The sequence below is a fragment of the Gimesia sp. genome, from assembly GCF_048260065.1.
Classification (GTDB): Bacteria; Planctomycetota; Planctomycetia; order Planctomycetales; family Planctomycetaceae; genus Gimesia.
Genome location: NZ_JBLXHC010000001.1, coordinates 208,800 through 227,358 on the forward strand (window position 1 = coordinate 208,800; position 18,559 = coordinate 227,358).

The 18,559-nt window shown below is 49.1% G+C and carries 17 protein-coding genes; 8 read left to right on the top strand and 9 right to left on the bottom strand.

Annotation, left to right across the window (positions count from 1 at the left end):
* Window positions 1–10 precede the first annotated feature (10 nt).
* The 4 genes from ACN0YN_RS00790 to ACN0YN_RS00805 all read left to right on the top strand — a co-directional run bounded on the left by ACN0YN_RS00790 (window position 11) and on the right by ACN0YN_RS00805 (window position 4,859).
* Window positions 11–967: a DUF1559 domain-containing protein gene (locus ACN0YN_RS00790; RefSeq protein WP_417383067.1), complete on the top strand. Its 957-nt coding sequence runs from the start codon at window positions 11–13 to the stop codon at window positions 965–967.
* 853 nt (window positions 968–1,820) lie between these two features.
* Window positions 1,821–2,138, top strand: a complete 318-nt coding sequence (locus ACN0YN_RS00795; protein ID WP_417383068.1) for a hypothetical protein — start codon at window positions 1,821–1,823, stop codon at window positions 2,136–2,138.
* Between the two features lie 178 nt (window positions 2,139–2,316).
* A complete protein-coding gene (locus ACN0YN_RS00800) occupies window positions 2,317–3,606 on the top strand; it encodes a Gfo/Idh/MocA family protein (protein ID WP_417383069.1) in 1,290 nt (429 codons plus the stop codon).
* A gap of 17 nt (window positions 3,607–3,623) precedes the next feature.
* Window positions 3,624–4,859, top strand: coding sequence for a PmoA family protein (locus tag ACN0YN_RS00805; RefSeq protein WP_417383070.1), 1,236 nt, complete (start codon window positions 3,624–3,626; stop codon window positions 4,857–4,859).
* Between the two features lie 49 nt (window positions 4,860–4,908).
* Here ACN0YN_RS00805 and ACN0YN_RS00810 read toward each other — a convergent pair whose 3' ends face one another.
* Both ACN0YN_RS00810 and ACN0YN_RS00815 read right to left on the bottom strand, forming a co-directional pair.
* Window positions 4,909–5,661, bottom strand: coding sequence for a hypothetical protein (locus ACN0YN_RS00810; RefSeq protein ID WP_417383071.1), 753 nt, complete (start codon window positions 5,659–5,661; stop codon window positions 4,909–4,911).
* 167 nt (window positions 5,662–5,828) lie between these two features.
* Window positions 5,829–7,133 (bottom strand): hypothetical protein, encoded by a 1,305-nt coding sequence (locus ACN0YN_RS00815; RefSeq protein ID WP_417383072.1) that lies wholly within the window; start codon window positions 7,131–7,133, stop codon window positions 5,829–5,831.
* A 498-nt stretch (window positions 7,134–7,631) separates the two neighbouring features.
* Here ACN0YN_RS00815 and ACN0YN_RS00820 point away from each other — a divergent pair, with 498 nt between their 5' ends.
* From ACN0YN_RS00820 to ACN0YN_RS00830, 3 genes are all read left to right on the top strand, one after another.
* Window positions 7,632–9,389 carry a hypothetical protein gene (locus ACN0YN_RS00820; RefSeq protein WP_417383073.1) on the top strand — a complete coding sequence of 586 codons (1,758 nt, stop codon included), beginning with the start codon at window positions 7,632–7,634 and terminating at the stop codon, window positions 9,387–9,389.
* A 342-nt stretch (window positions 9,390–9,731) separates the two neighbouring features.
* A complete protein-coding gene (locus ACN0YN_RS00825; RefSeq protein WP_417383074.1) occupies window positions 9,732–10,016 on the top strand; it encodes a hypothetical protein in 285 nt (94 codons plus the stop codon).
* A 264-nt stretch (window positions 10,017–10,280) separates the two neighbouring features.
* Window positions 10,281–10,832 carry an RNA polymerase sigma factor gene (locus tag ACN0YN_RS00830; protein ID WP_145229181.1) on the top strand — a complete coding sequence of 184 codons (552 nt, stop codon included), beginning with the start codon at window positions 10,281–10,283 and terminating at the stop codon, window positions 10,830–10,832.
* Window positions 10,833–10,921: 89 nt separating this feature from the next.
* Here the strand turns inward: ACN0YN_RS00830 and ACN0YN_RS00835 are convergent, their stop codons facing one another.
* The 4 genes from ACN0YN_RS00835 to kdsB all read right to left on the bottom strand — a co-directional run bounded on the left by ACN0YN_RS00835 (window position 10,922) and on the right by kdsB (window position 15,134).
* Window positions 10,922–11,497 carry a Maf family protein gene (locus tag ACN0YN_RS00835; protein ID WP_417383075.1) on the bottom strand — a complete coding sequence of 192 codons (576 nt, stop codon included), beginning with the start codon at window positions 11,495–11,497 and terminating at the stop codon, window positions 10,922–10,924.
* Between the two features lie 48 nt (window positions 11,498–11,545).
* Complete coding sequence (gene truB, locus ACN0YN_RS00840; RefSeq protein ID WP_417383076.1) at window positions 11,546–12,478, bottom strand: tRNA pseudouridine(55) synthase TruB; 933 nt, start codon at window positions 12,476–12,478, stop codon at window positions 11,546–11,548.
* Between the two features lie 58 nt (window positions 12,479–12,536).
* Complete coding sequence (locus ACN0YN_RS00845; protein WP_417383077.1) at window positions 12,537–14,213, bottom strand: CTP synthase; 1,677 nt, start codon at window positions 14,211–14,213, stop codon at window positions 12,537–12,539.
* A 168-nt stretch (window positions 14,214–14,381) separates the two neighbouring features.
* On the bottom strand, window positions 14,382–15,134 hold the full coding sequence (gene kdsB / locus ACN0YN_RS00850) for a 3-deoxy-manno-octulosonate cytidylyltransferase (protein WP_417383078.1): 753 nt from the start codon (window positions 15,132–15,134) through the stop codon (window positions 14,382–14,384).
* Window positions 15,135–15,368: 234 nt separating this feature from the next.
* Here kdsB and ACN0YN_RS00855 point away from each other — a divergent pair, with 234 nt between their 5' ends.
* Complete coding sequence (locus ACN0YN_RS00855; RefSeq protein ID WP_417383079.1) at window positions 15,369–15,863, top strand: DUF420 domain-containing protein; 495 nt, start codon at window positions 15,369–15,371, stop codon at window positions 15,861–15,863.
* Window positions 15,864–15,876: 13 nt separating this feature from the next.
* Here the strand turns inward: ACN0YN_RS00855 and ACN0YN_RS00860 are convergent, their stop codons facing one another.
* The 3 genes from ACN0YN_RS00860 to ACN0YN_RS00870 all read right to left on the bottom strand — a co-directional run bounded on the left by ACN0YN_RS00860 (window position 15,877) and on the right by ACN0YN_RS00870 (window position 18,456).
* Window positions 15,877–16,305 (bottom strand): response regulator transcription factor, encoded by a 429-nt coding sequence (locus ACN0YN_RS00860; protein ID WP_417383080.1) that lies wholly within the window; start codon window positions 16,303–16,305, stop codon window positions 15,877–15,879.
* A 208-nt stretch (window positions 16,306–16,513) separates the two neighbouring features.
* Entirely contained in the window at window positions 16,514–17,173 is a 660-nt protein-coding gene (locus tag ACN0YN_RS00865; RefSeq protein WP_417383081.1) for a phosphoribosylanthranilate isomerase, read from the bottom strand.
* 101 nt (window positions 17,174–17,274) lie between these two features.
* Window positions 17,275–18,456, bottom strand: a complete 1,182-nt coding sequence (locus tag ACN0YN_RS00870) for a lactonase family protein (protein WP_417383082.1) — start codon at window positions 18,454–18,456, stop codon at window positions 17,275–17,277.
* Window positions 18,457–18,559: the final 103 nt, after the last annotated feature.

The following is an 18,559-nucleotide window of genomic DNA, read 5'->3' on the forward strand; positions in this document are numbered from 1 at the left end:
GAGAGAAATTATGGTATTTCAACATCGCGTGCGAAAGGGTTTTACGTTAATTGAGTTGCTGGTCGTCATTGCCATTATTGCGATCCTGATTGCGTTATTATTGCCGGCAGTACAGCAGGCCAGGGAAGCGGCCCGCCGGAGTACCTGCAAGAATAATCTGAAACAACTGGGGATTGCACTTCATAATTATCATGATTCACATCGCGTCTTTCCTTTTGGAACCGTTTGCGGCGTGAATACGACTGCCTACACCGGACAGAATTATGCACGACAGTCCTGGTTTCATATGGTTTTACCTTATGTCGATCAGGCACCGTTGTATGATAAGTTGAGAGACGGTTTTCAATCAGGTACTGTCAGTGACTTTGCGACTCATCCGCAGCGCTCAGTCAAAGTGCCGGTTTTTATGTGTCCTTCCGATCCCAACAGCGGCAAACTTGGTAGCCAGAAGAGTACCTTTTATTCGAATTATTTACTCTGCTCGGGATCAACGACACAGGGAGCAAATGGAACGTTCCCCAAATTAAACGGGATATTCTTTAATGTGTCACGTGTCAGAATCAGCGATGTGACCGATGGTACTTCTAATACCATCGCCGCCGGGGAAATCAATCTGGTTCCCGATGTCGCAGGTGGCAGTTCCGTTGCAGACTGTCTGACGATTGGTGACGTGCGGGGCAGGATCTGGGGGACAAAATATGTAGGCGGCGGAACCTTTACGACGCTGCAGGGGCCCAATACCAGTGTGCCCGATACGGTCACCTATGGTTATTACCGGGATTATGCCCCGATCAGTACCACCTGTTCCAGCGGTGACAATGCCGTCTTTGCACGCAGTCGACATACAGGGGGTGTTCATTTTCTTCTGGCAGACGGCGCGGTGCGGTTCATTTCCGACAATGTCGATACCGCTACATTCCGTCATCTGGGGACACGGGCAGGGGGAGAAGTGCTGGGAGAATTTTAGACCTGGTTTAACCTGTTCAGTGATTCGGAATGTTTATCTGCAGGCGTAGAAACGAGATCGGATAGAATTTGTCTGCAGGGTTGGACGGAAGTGTGAGACTAATTTGCATCTTTACACTGACCGTTTCCTGTTATCTGCGACAACCTCGGATTGTATTCGAGGTGACTCAATCAGCAAGAGATTCGCAGGTTCTGCAACAGCACCGTTGGACAAGCCAACTGTGCCACCCAGGGCGTGAGAGGACTGTGCCACCCGGGGCGTGAGAGGAGATTGAGCTTTTGTCGATTTTGAAGGACTTACTTATGTTTGATCTGATGTCTCAATTCTGTGTTCTGTTGCATGAGGGAGTATTTTCGGAAAGGGCATGTGGGGGTCAAGAGGAGATGGAGCAGAAACTGTGGCGATACCGGTTGATACCGGCGCGATGCCGGGCGTTACCAGAATGGTGCCGGGACGAAAGTGTCGCGAAGTGTGGCGACCCGCAGGGTTACATCACGAACGGGTGTCGTTTCAGGCAGTGCAAATCTGGAAAAAACAGGCTCTTTTGCAGTGAAGATTTTGAACAACTGGCCCGTGTTTCAGTGCACTGTAAACTGGTCACGCGCGCGACTCAGATTAGCGCTTATCTTGTCTGGATGCAGGTGGGAGTCAAGTCGAATTTAATCAGTGACCGTTTTCACTGATTCTGAATTTTTATTATTTGTGAAGAAGTGTTTGGGCCAAATTTTTATTAATGATCGAGGTGTCAGCCATTTTTAATTCTAGATTCAAATCATGCTGTTATCTGTTATTGTTACTACTGAATCTGTCGGTCTGCACCGGTTGTGGATCGCAGGGGAACAGTGGACCCGAAATGGTCGAAGTGAAGGGGACCGTATCACTGGACGGAGCTACGATTCCTGCAGGTGATATTATTTTTGAACCCGTCGATGGAATGGGGCCAGCGGGAGCCGGTCAGATCCTGGATGGAAAATTTATCTTCCAGTGCCCGGTGGGACCGAAAAAAGTCATCATCTCAGCATCGCGCAAGACAGGCAAAAAAGGCAAAGACTTTGGTGAGGATATCATGGAATCCTACATCCCTGCGAAATTTAACACGGAAAGCGAACTCCAGGAAAAAGTGAGCAAGGATTCGGAAAACGAATTTCATTTTACTCTGAAAACCAGCTAGACTGTATCCAGTTTTATTGTAGCGTTTCCAGGGCCATTCGGACTGAGTATATTAGATTGAGAGTCGCTATGGTTAACTGGATGCGTTCTAGAATTAAAACTATCTCCGATTCTGAGATCTGAAAGCATAGAGAGGTCGAAACGACATGCCAAATAATACCAGAATAACGCGACGAAAAATGTTACGGGATTCGGTGCTGGGAAGTGCCGGTCTGTGGCTGGGGGGGAGTGCTCTGGCGGCAGGGAGTAATTCCCCCAATGAGAAGCTCAACATCGCCTGTATTGGCCTGGGGAACCAGGGGAATGCGAATCTGGGGCTGGTGTCCAGTCAGAATATCGTCGGCTTGTGTGACGTCGATTCGGCGCGAACTGCAAAATATGCAGCGAAATATCCCAAAGCGAAAACCTATGCCGATTTTCGCGTGATGCTGGATCAAATCGATAAAGAGATTGATGCCGTCGTTGTGACGACCCCCAATCATTCGCATGCCACGATCGCCATTGATGCGATGCGTCGAGGAAAACACTGCTACTGTGAAAAACCGCTGGCACATTCCATTCACGAAGTCCGCGAGATGCAGCGGGTCGCGAAGGAGCAGAAAGTGGTGACCCAGATGGGAACACAGAATCATGCGGGAGAGAATTACCGCAGGACAGTCGAACTCATTCAGTCAGGTGCCATCGGTGATGTCAAACAGGTGCATGTCTGGTTCGGCAAACCGGGGGGCTGGAGGCGCTACCAGCATGTCGTTGATCGGCCCTCAAGTCCACAACCGATTCCCAAAACACTGAACTGGGATTTGTGGGTAGGGCCTGCTCCGATGCAGAATTTTCATCCCTGTTATCATCCCCACGACTGGCATTACTGGTGGGATTTCGGGAACGGAACCCTGGGCAACATGGGGTGCCACTACATGGATCTGATTTTCTGGTCGCTTAACCTGCAGTATCCCACGACTGTTGAAACCAAAGGGCCCGAACTGCATCCCGATTCCACTCCTTTCTGGCTCGACTGTCACTGGCAGTTCCCAGCGAGAGATTCGATGCCTCCGGTGGAAGTGATCTGGTATCATGGCCGCAACACACCTCAACCCGTGCTCGATCTGGGAGGTCCCAACTGGGCTGCCGGGATTCTGTTTGTGGGGGAATTGGGAATGCTGGCTGCGGATTACAATAAGCGAGTCTTAATGCCGGAAGAGAAATATGTCGGCTTCAAGCCACCGGAGAAATCGATTCCGGATGCGATTGGCAATCATCGCATGGAATGGTACGAAGCCTGTAAGGGGAACGGGGAGACATTGTGTCACTTTGATTATGCCGCCCCACTGACCGAAACCATTCTGCTGGGGAATCTGGCTTTCCGGGCAGGCAAAAAAATAGAATGGGATGCGGAAGCGATGCAGGTCGTGAATGCTCCCGAAGCAGCTAAGTATCTTCAACGCGAATACCGATCAGGATGGACTCTCTGATAATGAAAATTCAAAAAATGAAACAGACACCAATTTATTGTTGCGTGGTTCTGCTGGCGATCCTCTTTGGCCATTTCAATGTTTCTGAAGCTGGTCCTGGTTTATACCTGGAAGTCGCTGCAGGCGATCAGGCACGTCAGAACTGTGTGGTCAGCATGCCTCTCCCCGATCTGTTCAAAAATCAGAAGCAGCTGACTCTGTTCCGCCTGGATAACAAGCAGGAAATTCCTGTTCAGATCGATCAGATGGGGGAACGCAAGGAACTCGTCTGGATTTTAAGAGAACCCTTACCCGCCGGTACGACGAGAAAATACCAGATCCTGACTGGGGGGGCTGGCAGTCAGCTGAAAGAGCAGGTCACCGTAAGCGATGATGGCGCACACTTGAATGTCAAAGTCGATGAGAAACCGGTACTGACCTACAATCATGCGATTGTCAAAGCACCCAAACGGGATGAAGCCTACTACGACAAAAGCGGTTACATTCACCCGCTCTATACGCCTTCCGGGAAGGTGATCTCTGACGATTTTAATCCCGACCATCCGCATCAGCATGGCATCATGTTGTCGTGGCGTAAAATCATTTTTGAAGGTCGTGAGAATAACGGCTGGGATCAGAAATCGCAGCTGGGTAAAGTCGAACATAACCAGGTTGATTCCTTTGCCGGCGGTCCCGTTTTTGGATCGTTTACGACCACCATTGATCACATCGACCTGACGAAAAAATCGGGGCCTGTGACTATGCTCAAAGAGACCTGGCTGGTCAGGGTGTATGCGTTGGATGAGCAGTTTCTGTTCGATATCAGGTCAACCCAGACGTGTGCAACAGACAAGCCCGTCACGATTGACAAGATCCATTATGGAGGCATGACGGTTCGCGGTCACGCTGACTGGCACGGAGCGGATGCTTACAATTATCTGACCAGTGAAGGAAAAGATAAACTGACCGGAAATCAGTCGCGACCTGCGTGGGTCGAAATGTATGGCAAGCTGGGAGCCGAGACTGCGGGAATTACGATTCTGGATCATCCCGGAAATTTCCGGTTCCCGCAGCCGGTCAGACTGCATCCGACGATGCCTTACTTCTGCTTTGCTGTCGCCTCTCTGGATCCGTTTACCATTAAGCCGGGCAAAACGTTTGTCTCACGCTATCGCTATTATGTGCATGACGGCAAACCAGATGCAGAGCTGGATCAGCGGTTATGGGAAGATTATGCTCATCCTCCTAAAGTTAAAATTATTTCAGCGCCGTGACGATGACTGCTGAAACAGAGGTTCCGCTGCAGGTTTCAGTCAGCCGGGTTTATTTTGAATCCGACTGGGGAGCCTGCTCAGCGGCGGGTTTTGCTTCCTCGACGGCGGGCTCTTTTTCAGTATCGTTTTCTGCTTCGTCTTCAGGACCCTTTGCCGGGAGCTTGATGGATTTAATCATCCCAACGATTTCGTCTTCGTCATAGTTGTCGCTGGCGATTTGCAGAAACAGGAAGGCTGCCCCTGATTTTCCCGGGAAGACACCTGAAACCTGATGGAATTTTTTACCGTTATTGTCTGTGCCTTCGGCAAAGTTGAACTTGAGAGTCTCGCCATCGATGTCGAATTCCCGCTGCTCTTCCTTGGTGATCGTCAGATCGCGATGGTCCTGGTTTTGATTCTTCATGTTTTTGCGGAACTCTTTGTCCATATCCAGCATGCCATCATCGGCAATACCCATGCTGAGTAAAACCATCTCACCAGGTCTGGGATCATACTCATAAATTGCCATGCGCATGTTGAGGAACTTCATCGAAACACCTGCCTGCGGTTCAAAGGAATCGGGGATCGTGATGTCGGCGATCTCGTCCTTTAATTTTTTGATTTCCGCCTTGTTCTGAGTGATTTTGAGCCCCGCCTGTTTAGCGAAGTAAAAACCACCACCACAGCAGAGCAGCATACAGAGGCCACCAAATCCAAGGAGTGCCAACAGAACTTTCACCCCGGTACTCATTCCTTTCTTAGGTGGCAAAGAAGATTCTGGTGCAAAGTCATTTTCTTCTGAATAAAAATTGTCGTCAGACATGGGGTTACCTTTTTGAATCTTCAATCTGTTTCAAGAATAGCAGTGAATCGAGAAGCGGGTGCGGGACTTTCGCTTGCCTGCACAATGAAAGTCTCACAGAGAAAGTCTATACGGAATACTGTCTGGAAACGAGCGTAATCCAAAACCGGATCATAAAAATCTGGGAATTATGACCAGTCAGATTCGTCGTCAGTGGCATTCTGGCGTTCCGCTTCACGCCACTGCTTCTGCAGTTTGCGGCGTTCCCGTTTGCTCAAGCCTTTGAGCTGCTCCGGGTCGTGTTTCTGATCGACACGAACTTTCTTCTTCGCCTGCTGCGATTTTTGCTGAGACGCATTTTTTGCAGGTGCCGGTTGAGGCTCAGCCTGAGCTGGTTCAGAGGCTTGGATTTCCTCAGGAACCGAAAACAGCTCTTCGGGCTCTGAAGCAGGCTTGGGGGCTTTTGCTGCGGCAGGGGGTTTCGGCTGATTCTGTCTGGCGGCAGCTTCTTTTTCCAGCCGGGCCTTTTCAGTTGCGGCCTGTTCTAACTGGTCTGCTTCCAACTGCTGCTTACGTTGGATCGCTTTGGCTACCCGTTTTGCTTTCCGTCGGATACGACGACGACGCAGATACTCTCCCCCGATTTTACGGAGTCGTGAGGGGGCCTTTTCCGGCAGGTCGACGGATCGATACAGCAGGTAATGTATATGTAACAGCAGGCTGGTAAATAAACTCCAGTGTGCGAACATCAGCAGGCCGGATCCAATCAAATGGTGATAGGCGGCTCCTGGAATCAGATTATCGGTGAACTGAAAGGTCAGGAAGCCAACGTAGGAAGCGACCGCGATGATTGTCATGTTCAGACCGGCACGATCTCCGCGGAGTTCCAGATACGTCATCAAAGCAACGCTGGAACCCAGTACCAGTGTGGGGATGATCCAGGCTAACAGCTGAGTATGAGGTCCCCAGTCGAACAGCTTCAATTCAATGACAGAACTGGCCCAGACCTGATGCAGACTGGTTGTCGTACAAAGGGCAAATAAAAACAGACCACAGGCAACCCATTTCCACAGCCGGTATCTGCCTGAAAAGTCGTGCAGGCTCAGAGTTCGCAAGGAAGCGATCAACAACGCCAGTTGTCCCGAAACCAGCAGCAGTCCGCCACACAGAACGTGCGAGAGAGGACTGGTCTTCAGAGACAGATAACCTGCCAATGCAGAATCGGGTCTTGTTAATTCCGGACGATAAAGGTCAGCCGCAATCAACGAGGAAAAGCATAAAAGCACTGGAAGATAATAGAGTGCCAGTTTCCAGCGACGTGGAAAAATGACTGTCCGTAGCGGAAACTGTCCCGCCGCGAAACGATGAGTTCGGGCGATATTTTGAGATACAGTATCCTCGTTCGAATCTTCTAGAGACTCGGAAGATTCCGACGCCAGTCTGCGACGTCGGCGTTCATCCATGGAACGAGAGCCGGCAAATCCAGTAGACATTGATACTCTTTGCGATCCTTCAACGAGATCTTTGTCGTTGTCTATGAGTACATTAAAGAACAGTTGGGGAATCAGATATTGAGTGGGCCATTCTCCTCAGGCGAACACTCACTGATTTCATCAACTTTAAATTAGCAAGACCCTTCTTTCATCGGAAAAAATCAATCTCAGACAAGAGAGTCGGTCTTGAATTGGATTCTGATTTAAAGGTTCAGCTTGCTTCAAGAGATTTATGTTTTTTAATTGATACAGTTTGGCTGACGGTCAATCTTCACTCAGGTGCCCCATGGTTCCCAGATTAAATGGAATGAATTTGATATGAACGATTTCGCATACAATTAAACTCAGTGGAAATTTATTAAATACAGAATTTTAAATGGTTTAAGAATAGTTGTGGATTCCGGGTCTGGAGCAGTGCTCACGCTGATTTATAAAGTATATAATAGGCTCCTCAGGTTAACGCCATTCGCAAATTTTAATAAATGGAGTGTTTCGAGTATGTTTGGTAAATGGAAGAATCTGCTGGTCATCAGTGTGTTTCTTTTTTCTGGTGTCAGTCTTTCGGCTGCTGAATTTCCGCAATCAGCTGTTTCCTCAGAGGCTGGAATTGTGATCCGGCTTAAGCAGCCTCAAGAGACGCAGCAGAAGATAACCACCGTTATAAATCAGGTGGATGAATCTCTGAGTACAATCCTGGGGGGCAATTTACGAACCTTTCTGGGACGTTCTATTTCCAACCCCACTCTGGCTGGGGTCGACACCACACGTGACATGTGTGTGGGGGTTTTTCTCAGTCAGACTAAACGACCGGGGTTGTTGTATGTGGTTCCGATCAAAGATGAAGCGGCGTTCAGAGAGGAGCTCAGTGAAAAATACAAAAGTGTGGTTCAGGACAAGTGGATCATTTACAGTGAAGACAAGAGCCTCATCGATCATGCCGTACAGGTCAGTCAGGACCCGATACTCAGTTTCCGTTCTCTCATGAGTGAGGAAGCTAAAGCTATGTTTGCGACAGGTGATTTCTCTGTATTCGTCAATTCAGAGAAACTGGTCACGATTTACCAGACTCAACTGCAACTGGCCGAACAGCAGTTAGAGCAGGCATTGACTCAGATTTCCAAATCAGTAAAAACGGCTCCTGGTGTGAATACACAACCGATTTTGTCCCTGTATTCCTCATTGGGCAAAGGAGCGCTGCAGGCAGTTCAGGACTCCCGCAGTTATACGACGGCGCTTACGATCGAACAGGGGGGCATCGAACTGGAAAGTCTGTTTGAAGTCAAAACAGACTCGCAGACGGATCAGTTATTTCAGAAAAACCCTCCTCAGGGGTTTGAACTGCTGGGGAAATTTCCTGCAGGTCAGCTGGCCTATTTTGCCGGTGCCGGGAATACCGATGCCCTGATTACCTGGGGAATGAATATCACAGCACAGATGTTTGATGAGACGAAAGAGAACGATGAAGCGCGTCAGAAATTTGAGGCAATCGTCAAAGAGATTTGCAGTTTGAAATTTGGGAGCTATTATTTCTCATTCGAATTAGGCAAGCTGTCACAGGGGGTATTAAATGCCTACACTGTTTCGGAAGTATCACCGTCTGCCGATATGAGAAAATATACCCGTCAAATGATGGCGATGATGAAAAACATGTCGTTCCCCGGCATAAAGCAGGAGATTAAATACACACCCGATGCGGAGACAATTGGGAACGAAACGGTCGACCTGACCGTGATCAAACAGGAAGTAGATCTTGGCTCTGACCCGCTCCAGATTCAGAAACGCATGCTGGAAATTCTTTATGGCCCGGAGGGAATCATAAACAGGATGGCTTACCCGGAAGGGAAAGTACTGCAGGCAATGGGGGGGACGGCCTCGATGAAAAAATTCCTCGAGGCGCTGAATGCAGCTGACAGTTCAGAGGAGATTGCCAGGAACCAGCCTGCGTTTGAAACAGCCCGCAAACAGGGACTCAAAGAAGCCAATATTCTGGCTCTGATTGATGTGCCCGTCACTGTTGCCAGAATCTATAATGTATTATCGGAAAGCCGTCAAAAGGAGGGAGTTTTTTCCGATGAACTGATGAAGAAGCAGGGGATTTCAGTCTCGTACCTTGCCTTCAGCCTGGGGCTGCGGAAAGAGGCAATGGTTACAAAAACCTATCTCCCCGTCGAGACTTTGCAGGGAGGGTTCAAAGTTTTCTCTATTATTTCCAGCCAGAAGTTCTCCCAGCGATCTGAAAAACAGAAAAATAACTGAAAATATGTTTCGGTTGGAAGAGTCTGGTGGATGGTGTGTAAGGTCTTATTCAGTAATAAGATACGTGTTGATCAGTTTTCGAATGAATCCCTGTCAGTCGTAGAAACAGAGTGGATTTTGCAAAAGATCTCTTGAAAGATTCGACATTTTACCGAAAACTGTCAAAAATACGCGAACCTTTCGCAGACAGCCTCTGTCTAGTTTGCGTAAGAGAGTTCCTGGGTTATGAGCTGGGGATTTTCTGTATTTTATTTGTGAACGGAATTGTTCCGTTTTTCTTTCGAGGTAGTAACCTCGCTTTTTTAGTCTCTTTCTCTGCGGTTTAACGCAGGAGGTGCACTGATGATTTTCAATAAACAGAATCGTCGTTTCGTCGTCAAAGCAATTAACAACAGCGCGTTTGTCAAAGCAGCTGTCGTGAAAGCCATCGATGTCGTCCGTGCCGCCCTCCGTCTGGATTCGTTAAGCCCTCTAAGTGGAGAACGATTGTCGGAATCCGGTGGTATGCCGGGGACCCCCCCGATGGGTTGGCATTGTTGTCAACATCAACCATCAATGCATTCGCTATATCAAAGATATACGCGGATAACGGGTACCCAGACCACTGTGACCGGAACTGCTTCGTAGGCAGTCTCCTGTTCCCTGCTTTTCAGCAGAAAATCGTTTTCTCAAAGTGGTTGGTTTAGCTCAAACCGAGTTGAACTGATCGTGCCATTTTCGATGGCGAGAGCAACTCCCCGGGTGTCTGTCCTGCTGGTGAAAGACGTCTTCTTTTTCCTGCAATCGACTGACTCTGGTGCTGTTCTGTTCTCACTTCGAAATAGCGTGTCATGCCACTTTGATACTCCTTGAATAAAAGTCCTTCTTCAGGGACAGAGAAGAGATAGTACAATGGAAGATCAGAATTTAATTGAATTAGTTACTGCTGCTCAGAACGGGGATCGTGAAGCTTTTGGTTCACTGGTGGTTCAGTTTGAATCAACTGTATTTGCGATTGTCATGAAGCGATTACGTAACCATGCAGAAGCCAGCGAAGTGACTCAGGATGTGTTCATCCAGGCAATGCGAAAACTGTCTCAGCTGAATGCACCGGAACGATTCGGTGGCTGGTTGCGGCAGATTGCCGTCCGGATGTCTATCAATCGAGCTGTACGTCGGCCAAACGAATGCATTCAGAGCCCGGATACCATCATCGTCCTGGACGATGAGCCAGAAAGTCCTTTGGACAAACTTCTGGAAAGTGAACGGGCTACCGAATTGCGAGGCGGACTGGAACAGCTGGGTGAAGTTGACCGGCAGACGCTGATCTCATTCTACTTCAAAGGTCAGTCCCTGAAGGAGATGAGTCACGAATTTGATCGACCCATCGGGACGATCAAGCGTCGACTGCACACCGCGCGTAATCGTCTGCGGGAAGCATTGCTCGACCTGCAGTCCGTTTAATGCGGTTAAAATGTAACATGAAAAACGCCTGTAGAGGGAAACTTCTGCAGGCGTTTTATTTTGTCCTGTTCTTGGAAAGGCAATTCACTTCAGGGAATCGATATCCCTGCTTTGATCAGCAGCGAAGTCAAAGCGATCAGCGGGATTCCGGTAATCGCAGAATGATCTGTGGACTGGATCTCTTCAAATAATGTAATTCCCTGGCTTTCGAGTTTGTATGCTCCCGCACAATTCAAAGGTTGGTCGAAGCGGACGTAGCGTTCGATGGCAGAGCGACTCAAGTCTCTCATTTTTAGTGTGGTCTGATTGATGTGAGTCTCTAAAAAATCGGGGCCGATTATAGCTATCGCGGTGATCAGCAGATGCAATCGTCCCTGCATGGACAGCAACTGTTCTATCGCCAGTTCTTCTGAGCCAGGCTTTCCCAGTATTCGGTTTTCAAATGAAACCAGCTGGTCACCACCAATGACCACCGCTTGAGGGTGCTGTTGAGCGACCGCTTTTGCTTTTTCCAGGGCCAGAACTTCGGCCAGTGTCTCAGGATTGAATCCGGCCTGCTTGAACAGGTCTTCATCCACCTGGGGATCGCACGTTTCGAATTCTAATCCGATTCGTGTGAGTTGTTGTGCACGATAGGGAGAAGTACTGGCCAGAATGAGTTTCATGTTGTGGGCTCTCAACAGGGATTTCCAGGTCGTTTTGGCTGGCGTCAATTAAAGATGAGGTGCCGGTTGAAATACCTGTCGTGGGGACAACTGATTTTCTGCAGGTTCCCAGTCGGCAATGGCTACCAGTCCACCCTGGGGGCTGATGACAGCTACTTCGATGATCTCCGGCGTGGCTGGAAAATGTTCCGGTTTACATTTCAACTTTTGTCCCTGGCTCATTGAAAGGAGTTCCCTCTCGTTGCAGTGGTAGTGTGGCAGATGTTCCACAGCCATGACTGCCGGCTGCAGTTTTTCAGCGATCGTGCCGAGAGAAAGTTCTTCATTTAATTCCAGCGCGGAATCCAGAGTGAAGGGGCCTATACGGGTTCGTACCAAAGCTGACATCGTGGCCCCCACTCCGAGCTGTTCACCGAGATCGCGACCGATGGAGCGGATATAGGTCCCCGATCCACACACGATGCGCAGCTGAAACCGGGGAAACTCAAAGTCCAGTAATTCGATTTTGTAAACTTCGACTTCGCGTGGCTGAATTTCAAAAGATTTACCTTGTCGCGCCAGATCGTAGGCGCGGCGGCCATCAATATGAACTGCAGAATACTGAGGCGGAATCTGTTCGATCTTTCCCTCGAATGCAGGCAGACAGTTTTCCAACTCCTGTCGTGTTATTGCTCGACAGTCGGCTGTTTCGCTGATTTGACCGGTGATGTCGTCCGTATCACTGCGTTTCCCCAGAACAAAATCACCGATATATTCTTTGGGTTGTTGCTGGACAAAACGAATCAATCGCGTATTTGAACCGGTACACAGAACCAGCACACCCGTCGCCAGTGGATCCAGGGTCCCTGCATGGCCTACGCGGTTTGGTTTAATCAGCTTCTGGACCTGATTGACAACCTGACGGGAAGTGATGTCCTGCGGCTTATTGATATTCAGCAGACCTGAGATCTTCAGGTCTGCTCCAGATTTTTTGGAACTCATCGGAGAATGCGCCCATTGATTCTGGTGGTGACAGTCAAAGATACGCTCTGTCTTTATTTCAGACAGAGACTCGCACTTTCTGTTGGTGATAATTCAAAGCGGCACCGACAAAGCCTGCAAACAGGGGATGTGGGCTGACAGGTTTCGATTTGAATTCCGGATGGAACTGCACTGCCAGATACCAGGGATGATCCGGAATCTCCACAATTTCCACCAGGTTTCCATTGGGACTGGTTCCGGTGGGAATCATGCCTGCTTCAATCAATGGTTTGCGATACTCGGGATTGAATTCATAACGGTGACGATGACGCTCACTGATTGAGTCAGCGCCGTAGCAGGTATGCGCGTGCGAGCCTTGGGAGATAATGCAGTCCTGGGCTCCCAGTCGCATGGTGCCTCCCTTTTCCGTAATCTCTTTCTGCTCTTCCAGCAGGCAGATTACAGGAGCGCTCGATTCGCTGTTGAATTCGGTGCTGTGTGCATCAGGCAGTCCCAGAACATTTCGGGCAAACTCAATGACAGCGCATTGCATCCCCAGGCAGATTCCAAAGTAAGGGATCTTGTTTTCACGGGCAAACTTGACTGATGCAATTTTTCCTTCGATTCCGCGCTTGCCAAATCCACCTGGGACCAGGATTCCATCTACATTTGAAAGCAGGGCTTCAGCACCCTGGCGTTCGACTTCTTCTGCTTCGATCCGTTTGAGCAGGATGCGTGTAGAATGATGGAACCCCGCATGGAACAGTGATTCATAAATCGATTTGTAGGCATCTTTGTGATCGATATATTTTCCGACCACTGCGATTGTGACTTCATGTTCCGGGTTTTTGATGCGGTTCAACAGAGATCGCCAGTTAGCCAGATCCAGTGGTTCCGCATCGATCTGCAGTTTTTTGACAATCAACTTATCCAGCCCATCGTCAGCAAGCCCCTGCGGGACTTCATAAATCGAATACTCCGTATCGACCTCTTCAATGACGGCCCCTTTTTCGACATTACAGAATAAGGCGATTTTGTCAGCATGGTCTTTATCCATGGGACGTTCTGTGCGAACAATCAACACGTCTGGCTGGATACCAATTTGACGAAGCAGGCCGACACTATGTTGTGTCGGTTTGGTTTTCATTTCCCCGGCAGCTTTGATGTAGGGGACCAGAGTCAGATGGATAAACAGACAGTTTTCCTTGCCGATATCCAGGGGGATCTGACGAATCGCTTCCAGAAAGGGGAGCCCTTCAATGTCCCCGACTGTGCCCCCCAGTTCCGTAATCACGACGTCGACGTCGGAACTGGCCAGATTATAAACGGATTCTTTAATTTCATCTGTAATATGGGGAATCACCTGAACGGTGGCTCCCAGATATTCGCCACGACGTTCTTTTTCAATCACGCGCTGATAAATCTGCCCGGTTGTGTAATTTGATTTCCGCGAGAGTGGGCTGTTCGTGAATCGCTCGTAATGTCCCAGGTCCAGGTCGGTTTCTGAACCATCGTCGAGGACATAGACTTCGCCATGCTCGTAGGGGTTCATTGTTCCTGGATCGATGTTGATATAAGGATCCAGCTTCTGCATGCGGACTCTCAATCCGCGTTGTTCCAGTAATAGTCCAATGGATGCCGAAGTCAGGCCTTTACCGAGGGAGCTGACTACTCCGCCTGTAACAAAAATATGTTTGGTTGTGTGTTTGGTCATTTCGCGATCTGTTTCTCGAGACGTCGTTGAATAATGTTGCATGATAGGTAATTCTTCCTGAAATTGCACGCTTCAAAATCAGGAAAACCACATCCCGAATTCAGGAAGAGCGGCTGACCTTTCATCAGCGATGAATTCAGTATGCTAGATTAAGATAAATGATATCAGTTACTTATGGTCACGGATGTGGTCTGCTAATGGTGTGGCTTCTCAACTCTTCTGCTGATAGCGTTTGACAAATTGTGCATAATCTTCAGGAGTGTCGATTCCCACTGAGGGATGGGAAACCTGAGCGACTTGAATGGTGGCACCAGATTCCAGAGCACGTAGCTGTTCGAGCTTTTCGAGTTGCTCCAGAGGGGTGGGGGGGATCTGGGTCAGCTCCAGCAGGAAAGGCCGACGGTAGGCATAGATTCCCAGGTGCAGCAGCCAGGGGCTCTGATCTGGCAGGAATGCTTCCGGTTGCTGGTCACGTGTGAAAGGGATTGGCAGACGACTAAAGTACATGGCAGTACCATCCGTACGACAGACGACTTTCGTACAGGATGAATCCTGCAGCTGTGCCAGTTCACGAATCGGAGTTGCCAGTGTTGCCATATCAGCGGTTGGGGACTGAATTAAAACTTCGATCAATTGATCAATAAATACCGGTGAAATTTCAGGTTCATCTCCCTGGATGTTGACAATAATTTCCGCATCGAAGAGCTCCTGTTTTGCCACTTCCGCAATACGATCAGTGCCATTGGGATGCTCACCGGTCAGACAGGCTTTTCCGCCAAATCCATGTACACATTCCATGATTTCCAGACTATCGGTGGCGACGATTAACCGGTCCAGTTTTTCGGAGTTGGCAGCAGCTTCCCAGGTGTGCTGAATTAACGATTTGCCAGTTTCATTCAGCAACAGTTTTCCGGGGAGTCGGGTTGATTGAAGTCTGGCGGGAATGACACCACAAACTTGCATGGGAACACCTCCTGTGTTTTCTAATTGATGCCTCTCACAGGAATTGTTTCCTGTTTCGTCAATTTATCAACCGATTGTGCGAGACTTCAAGTGGGGGACTGCGAAAACTATCTCTTTAATGCCAGGAAGTCCTGGAGAGGAGCAGACAGGCTGCTATTGGATGAGATCTGATGTTCTGATATGGTGTGCGACGACGAGTTTGGTCCCTACCCAATTCCCAGACAGGATATTCAGATGGAGCATGGATTTTTAGGCTATCGCTCAACATTCATGTTGGATTTTGTTGTTTCGGCACTCATTCTGATTGTGCCTCTATTATTATTCAGCCTGTTCACAGTCAAAATCAGACATAACTATTCCTTACACAAAAAACTGCAGATTTTACTGGGAGTAGTCCTGCTCGTTGCAGTCACTGCGTTTGAAGTGGACGTGCAACTCATGCATGGAGGTTGGCAGAATATTGTCAATCAGCGCGAGACACCTCTAACGCCCGAACAGTTTCAGTACGTTCGAACGGTGTTGTATGTCCACCTGATTTTTGCTGTCAGCACACCGCTGTTCTGGGCGACAACACTGTTTCTGGCTTTGAAACGAATTCCTGTTCCGCCTGTTCCCTGTGCACACAGTAATCTTCATAAGAAGCTGGGCTGGATTTCAACAATCGACATCACGCTGACGTCCGTAACAGGTTTGTACTGGTACTATGTCGCTTTTGTAGTCGGCAGTTGAAAGCTTTTTCCGATCAGGATTTTTTACGAGAGCGAGTTACCGGTCCTTTTTCCGGTTTCTCTTCGTCGTTGCTGTCTTTGGCAAGAACACGAGCGATGGCATCCAGGAACACGTCCATGGCGAACGGTTTCCGCAGGTAATCGTCGACACCCAGCATTTCTGCATAGGCTTTGTGACGGCCACCTTCATTGGCAGTGATCATGATCACTTTGGGTGGGGAAGGGAGTGATTTCAGGTTCTCGAGCACTGGAAAACCACCCATTTTCGGCATCATCATATCGGTGATGACCAGATCGGGATTCTCAGTCTGGGCGAGCTTCTGCCCTTCCAGGCCGTTGGGAGCTACGATGATGTTATATCCCGCGGATTTGATCACACCACTCAGTGTGCTGGAAATTTCGCGGTCATCCTCGATCAGTAAAATTTTGTAATCAGTTGACATGGTCGTTTTCATTCCCTGGGAGAAACGATGCGTTCCCCGCAACTCCTGTTTTTAAAGTGACTCAGCGCCACAACATCAGACACTCCGGTCTATGTTATATGGTAGAGCTCCAACTCGGGATTCTCAAGGCAGTTGTATAAAACAGATCTGATTCTTCAGCTTTCGTTTTGGGGCTGTGACGTATTATACCAGTTGCAGTGGTGAAATTTCACGCTTTTTCTGACTCTTTGATAAAGGATGACACCAGTTCCTCACTCTTGATTCCCGGCTCTGTTTCAACTCCGCTGGCCGTATCGACACCATAGGGCTGGACTGTCTGGATCGCTTCCGCGACATTCTCTGGAGTCAGCCCCCCGGCCAGAATCAACGGAGGCCATGTGTCAAACAGGTAGTGTTCCTGAATCACAGCCCAGGGAGCCACTTTTCCAGTCCCCCCAAAAGCCTCTGGTGAATAAGCGTCAATCAACAGATAGTCCGGTCGCTTCCCGTGGCGATTACACTCATTCAGATAAGCGGCGACAAATGCAAGGTCTGATTCACGCACCCGAAACGCACGGATCAAGGGTAACTCGGGAAGGCGTTGCCCCAGTTCAGCTAGAAATTCAGGAGATTCATCGCCGTGCAGCTGAAGCAGATCGAGAGAAATCGCCCCGCAGATCGCCTCGATTTCCTCCAGACTGTGATTGACAAACAGGCCCACCAGCGACACATCTTTGCCTGCGACCGCAGCTTGAATTTCCCGGGCGGTCTCGACGCTGATCGACCGCGGTGAGGGGGCGTAAAAATTCAATCCCAGTGCGGAAGCACCAAGTGCGGCCACCATCCGGGCTGTTTCGGCATCACGAATGCCGCATATTTTCGTCCACATTGTCTGTCGGTCTTATTCTGGCTCGATATTTTGAAAAGCGAATCATCCGCGGCTATCAACGGATGACGCGGGCAGGACTCTCATTATAGTCGCCAGACCACTCAGGGAGTAGCGCTGACAGGCAGGAACTGGATGCAGACCGGCTTCGGCACAGTGATTTCATGCCCCGTCGGTTTGAGTAGACCTGTTTTTTGATCAATCTTGAATACGACCACATTATTCGAATCCTGGTTCGCAGCCAGCAGAAAAGTACCGCTGGGATCGATGTTGAAATTGCGGGGAATGGCCCCACCGGTCGGCTGGTAACCCAGCGACGTCAGTTTGCCAGTCTTCTGATCAATCCGGTACATGGCAATCGTGTTCGGCCCCCGGTTGGAACCGTATAAAAACTTTCCAGAAGGATGTACCAGAACCTGGGCAGTTGAATTCCCTTTCCGCTTTGTTCCTGCGGGAACAGTGGAGATATTCTGAATGATGTCTAATTCACCCGTCTTTTGATTGTAGTCCATAGCGGTCACGGTCAGGTCCAGCTCGTTGATCACATAGCCCCATTTCCCGCTGGGATGAAAGGCAAAGTGACGTGGCCCAGCTCCTGGAGCCATCTTGATCTCTCGAAAACCATTGGGAATTAAAGAGCCCTCTTGAGGGTCAAAAAAATAAACCACCAGCTTATCGATGCCTAAATCTGCTACGACGGCACGTGTGTTATCGGGTGACAGATTGATGGAGTGAGCATGGGGCGATTGCTGACGTTGCGGATTAACGCTAGATCCCAGATGACGTGAAATTGATTTGAGACCAGTGAGCGGACCATCTTCTTCAAGAAGAAATGAGCAAACTGTTCCACTCGAATAATTGGCCACGAGCAGTACTTTTCCAGTGCGATCGACCACCAGATGGCAGGGGGAACCTCCCCGGGAATCTTTCTGATTCAGAAACGTCAGCTTACCATTGGCTGAATCAATCGAAAAAGCGCTGATGGCACCTGAATTACCTCCTTCAAAATCAGTGATTTCGTTCACCGCATATAAATATTTCTGATTGGGGTGAATCGCCAGAAACGACGGATTTACGACATTCTCCGTGACATCCACATGAGTCAGTTTCCCCGTTTTACTGTCGAGCAGGAGTTGGTAGATCCCTTTGCTGTCACTGCCGCGGGTATAGGTGCCGACATAGACCCGGTATTGATCGGCACCTCGGGCGGATCCAGTGAGCAGTGTTGAGCAGGCGACACCTGAAAGAAGTGCAACACACAGGAAATATTGAATTGGTGAGAGCATGGACAATCCTAACTGGAAAATGCAGGAGAAATCGGGCAGAGTATGGGTTTTGAGCCTGTTGGTCGTTATACAGATTATTTGACTCCAATCCTTTGTGGAACGC

Coding starts and splice junctions, on each gene's coding strand:
- ACN0YN_RS00790 (WP_417383067.1), top strand. CDS start 11: ATGGTATTTCAACATCGCGTGCGAAAGGGTTTTACGTTAATTGAGTTG.
- ACN0YN_RS00795 (WP_417383068.1), top strand. CDS start 1,821: ATGGTCGAAGTGAAGGGGACCGTATCACTGGACGGAGCTACGATTCCT.
- ACN0YN_RS00800 (WP_417383069.1), top strand. CDS start 2,317: ATGTTACGGGATTCGGTGCTGGGAAGTGCCGGTCTGTGGCTGGGGGGG.
- ACN0YN_RS00805 (WP_417383070.1), top strand. CDS start 3,624: ATGAAACAGACACCAATTTATTGTTGCGTGGTTCTGCTGGCGATCCTC.
- ACN0YN_RS00810 (WP_417383071.1), bottom strand. CDS start 5,661: ATGTCTGACGACAATTTTTATTCAGAAGAAAATGACTTTGCACCAGAA.
- ACN0YN_RS00815 (WP_417383072.1), bottom strand. CDS start 7,133: ATGTCTACTGGATTTGCCGGCTCTCGTTCCATGGATGAACGCCGACGT.
- ACN0YN_RS00820 (WP_417383073.1), top strand. CDS start 7,632: ATGTTTGGTAAATGGAAGAATCTGCTGGTCATCAGTGTGTTTCTTTTT.
- ACN0YN_RS00825 (WP_417383074.1), top strand. CDS start 9,732: ATGATTTTCAATAAACAGAATCGTCGTTTCGTCGTCAAAGCAATTAAC.
- ACN0YN_RS00830 (WP_145229181.1), top strand. CDS start 10,281: ATGGAAGATCAGAATTTAATTGAATTAGTTACTGCTGCTCAGAACGGG.
- ACN0YN_RS00835 (WP_417383075.1), bottom strand. CDS start 11,497: ATGAAACTCATTCTGGCCAGTACTTCTCCCTATCGTGCACAACAACTC.
- truB (WP_417383076.1), bottom strand. CDS start 12,478: ATGAGTTCCAAAAAATCTGGAGCAGACCTGAAGATCTCAGGTCTGCTG.
- ACN0YN_RS00845 (WP_417383077.1), bottom strand. CDS start 14,213: ATGCAACATTATTCAACGACGTCTCGAGAAACAGATCGCGAAATGACC.
- kdsB (WP_417383078.1), bottom strand. CDS start 15,134: ATGCAAGTTTGTGGTGTCATTCCCGCCAGACTTCAATCAACCCGACTC.
- ACN0YN_RS00855 (WP_417383079.1), top strand. CDS start 15,369: ATGGAGCATGGATTTTTAGGCTATCGCTCAACATTCATGTTGGATTTT.
- ACN0YN_RS00860 (WP_417383080.1), bottom strand. CDS start 16,305: ATGTCAACTGATTACAAAATTTTACTGATCGAGGATGACCGCGAAATT.
- ACN0YN_RS00865 (WP_417383081.1), bottom strand. CDS start 17,173: ATGTGGACGAAAATATGCGGCATTCGTGATGCCGAAACAGCCCGGATG.
- ACN0YN_RS00870 (WP_417383082.1), bottom strand. CDS start 18,456: ATGCTCTCACCAATTCAATATTTCCTGTGTGTTGCACTTCTTTCAGGT.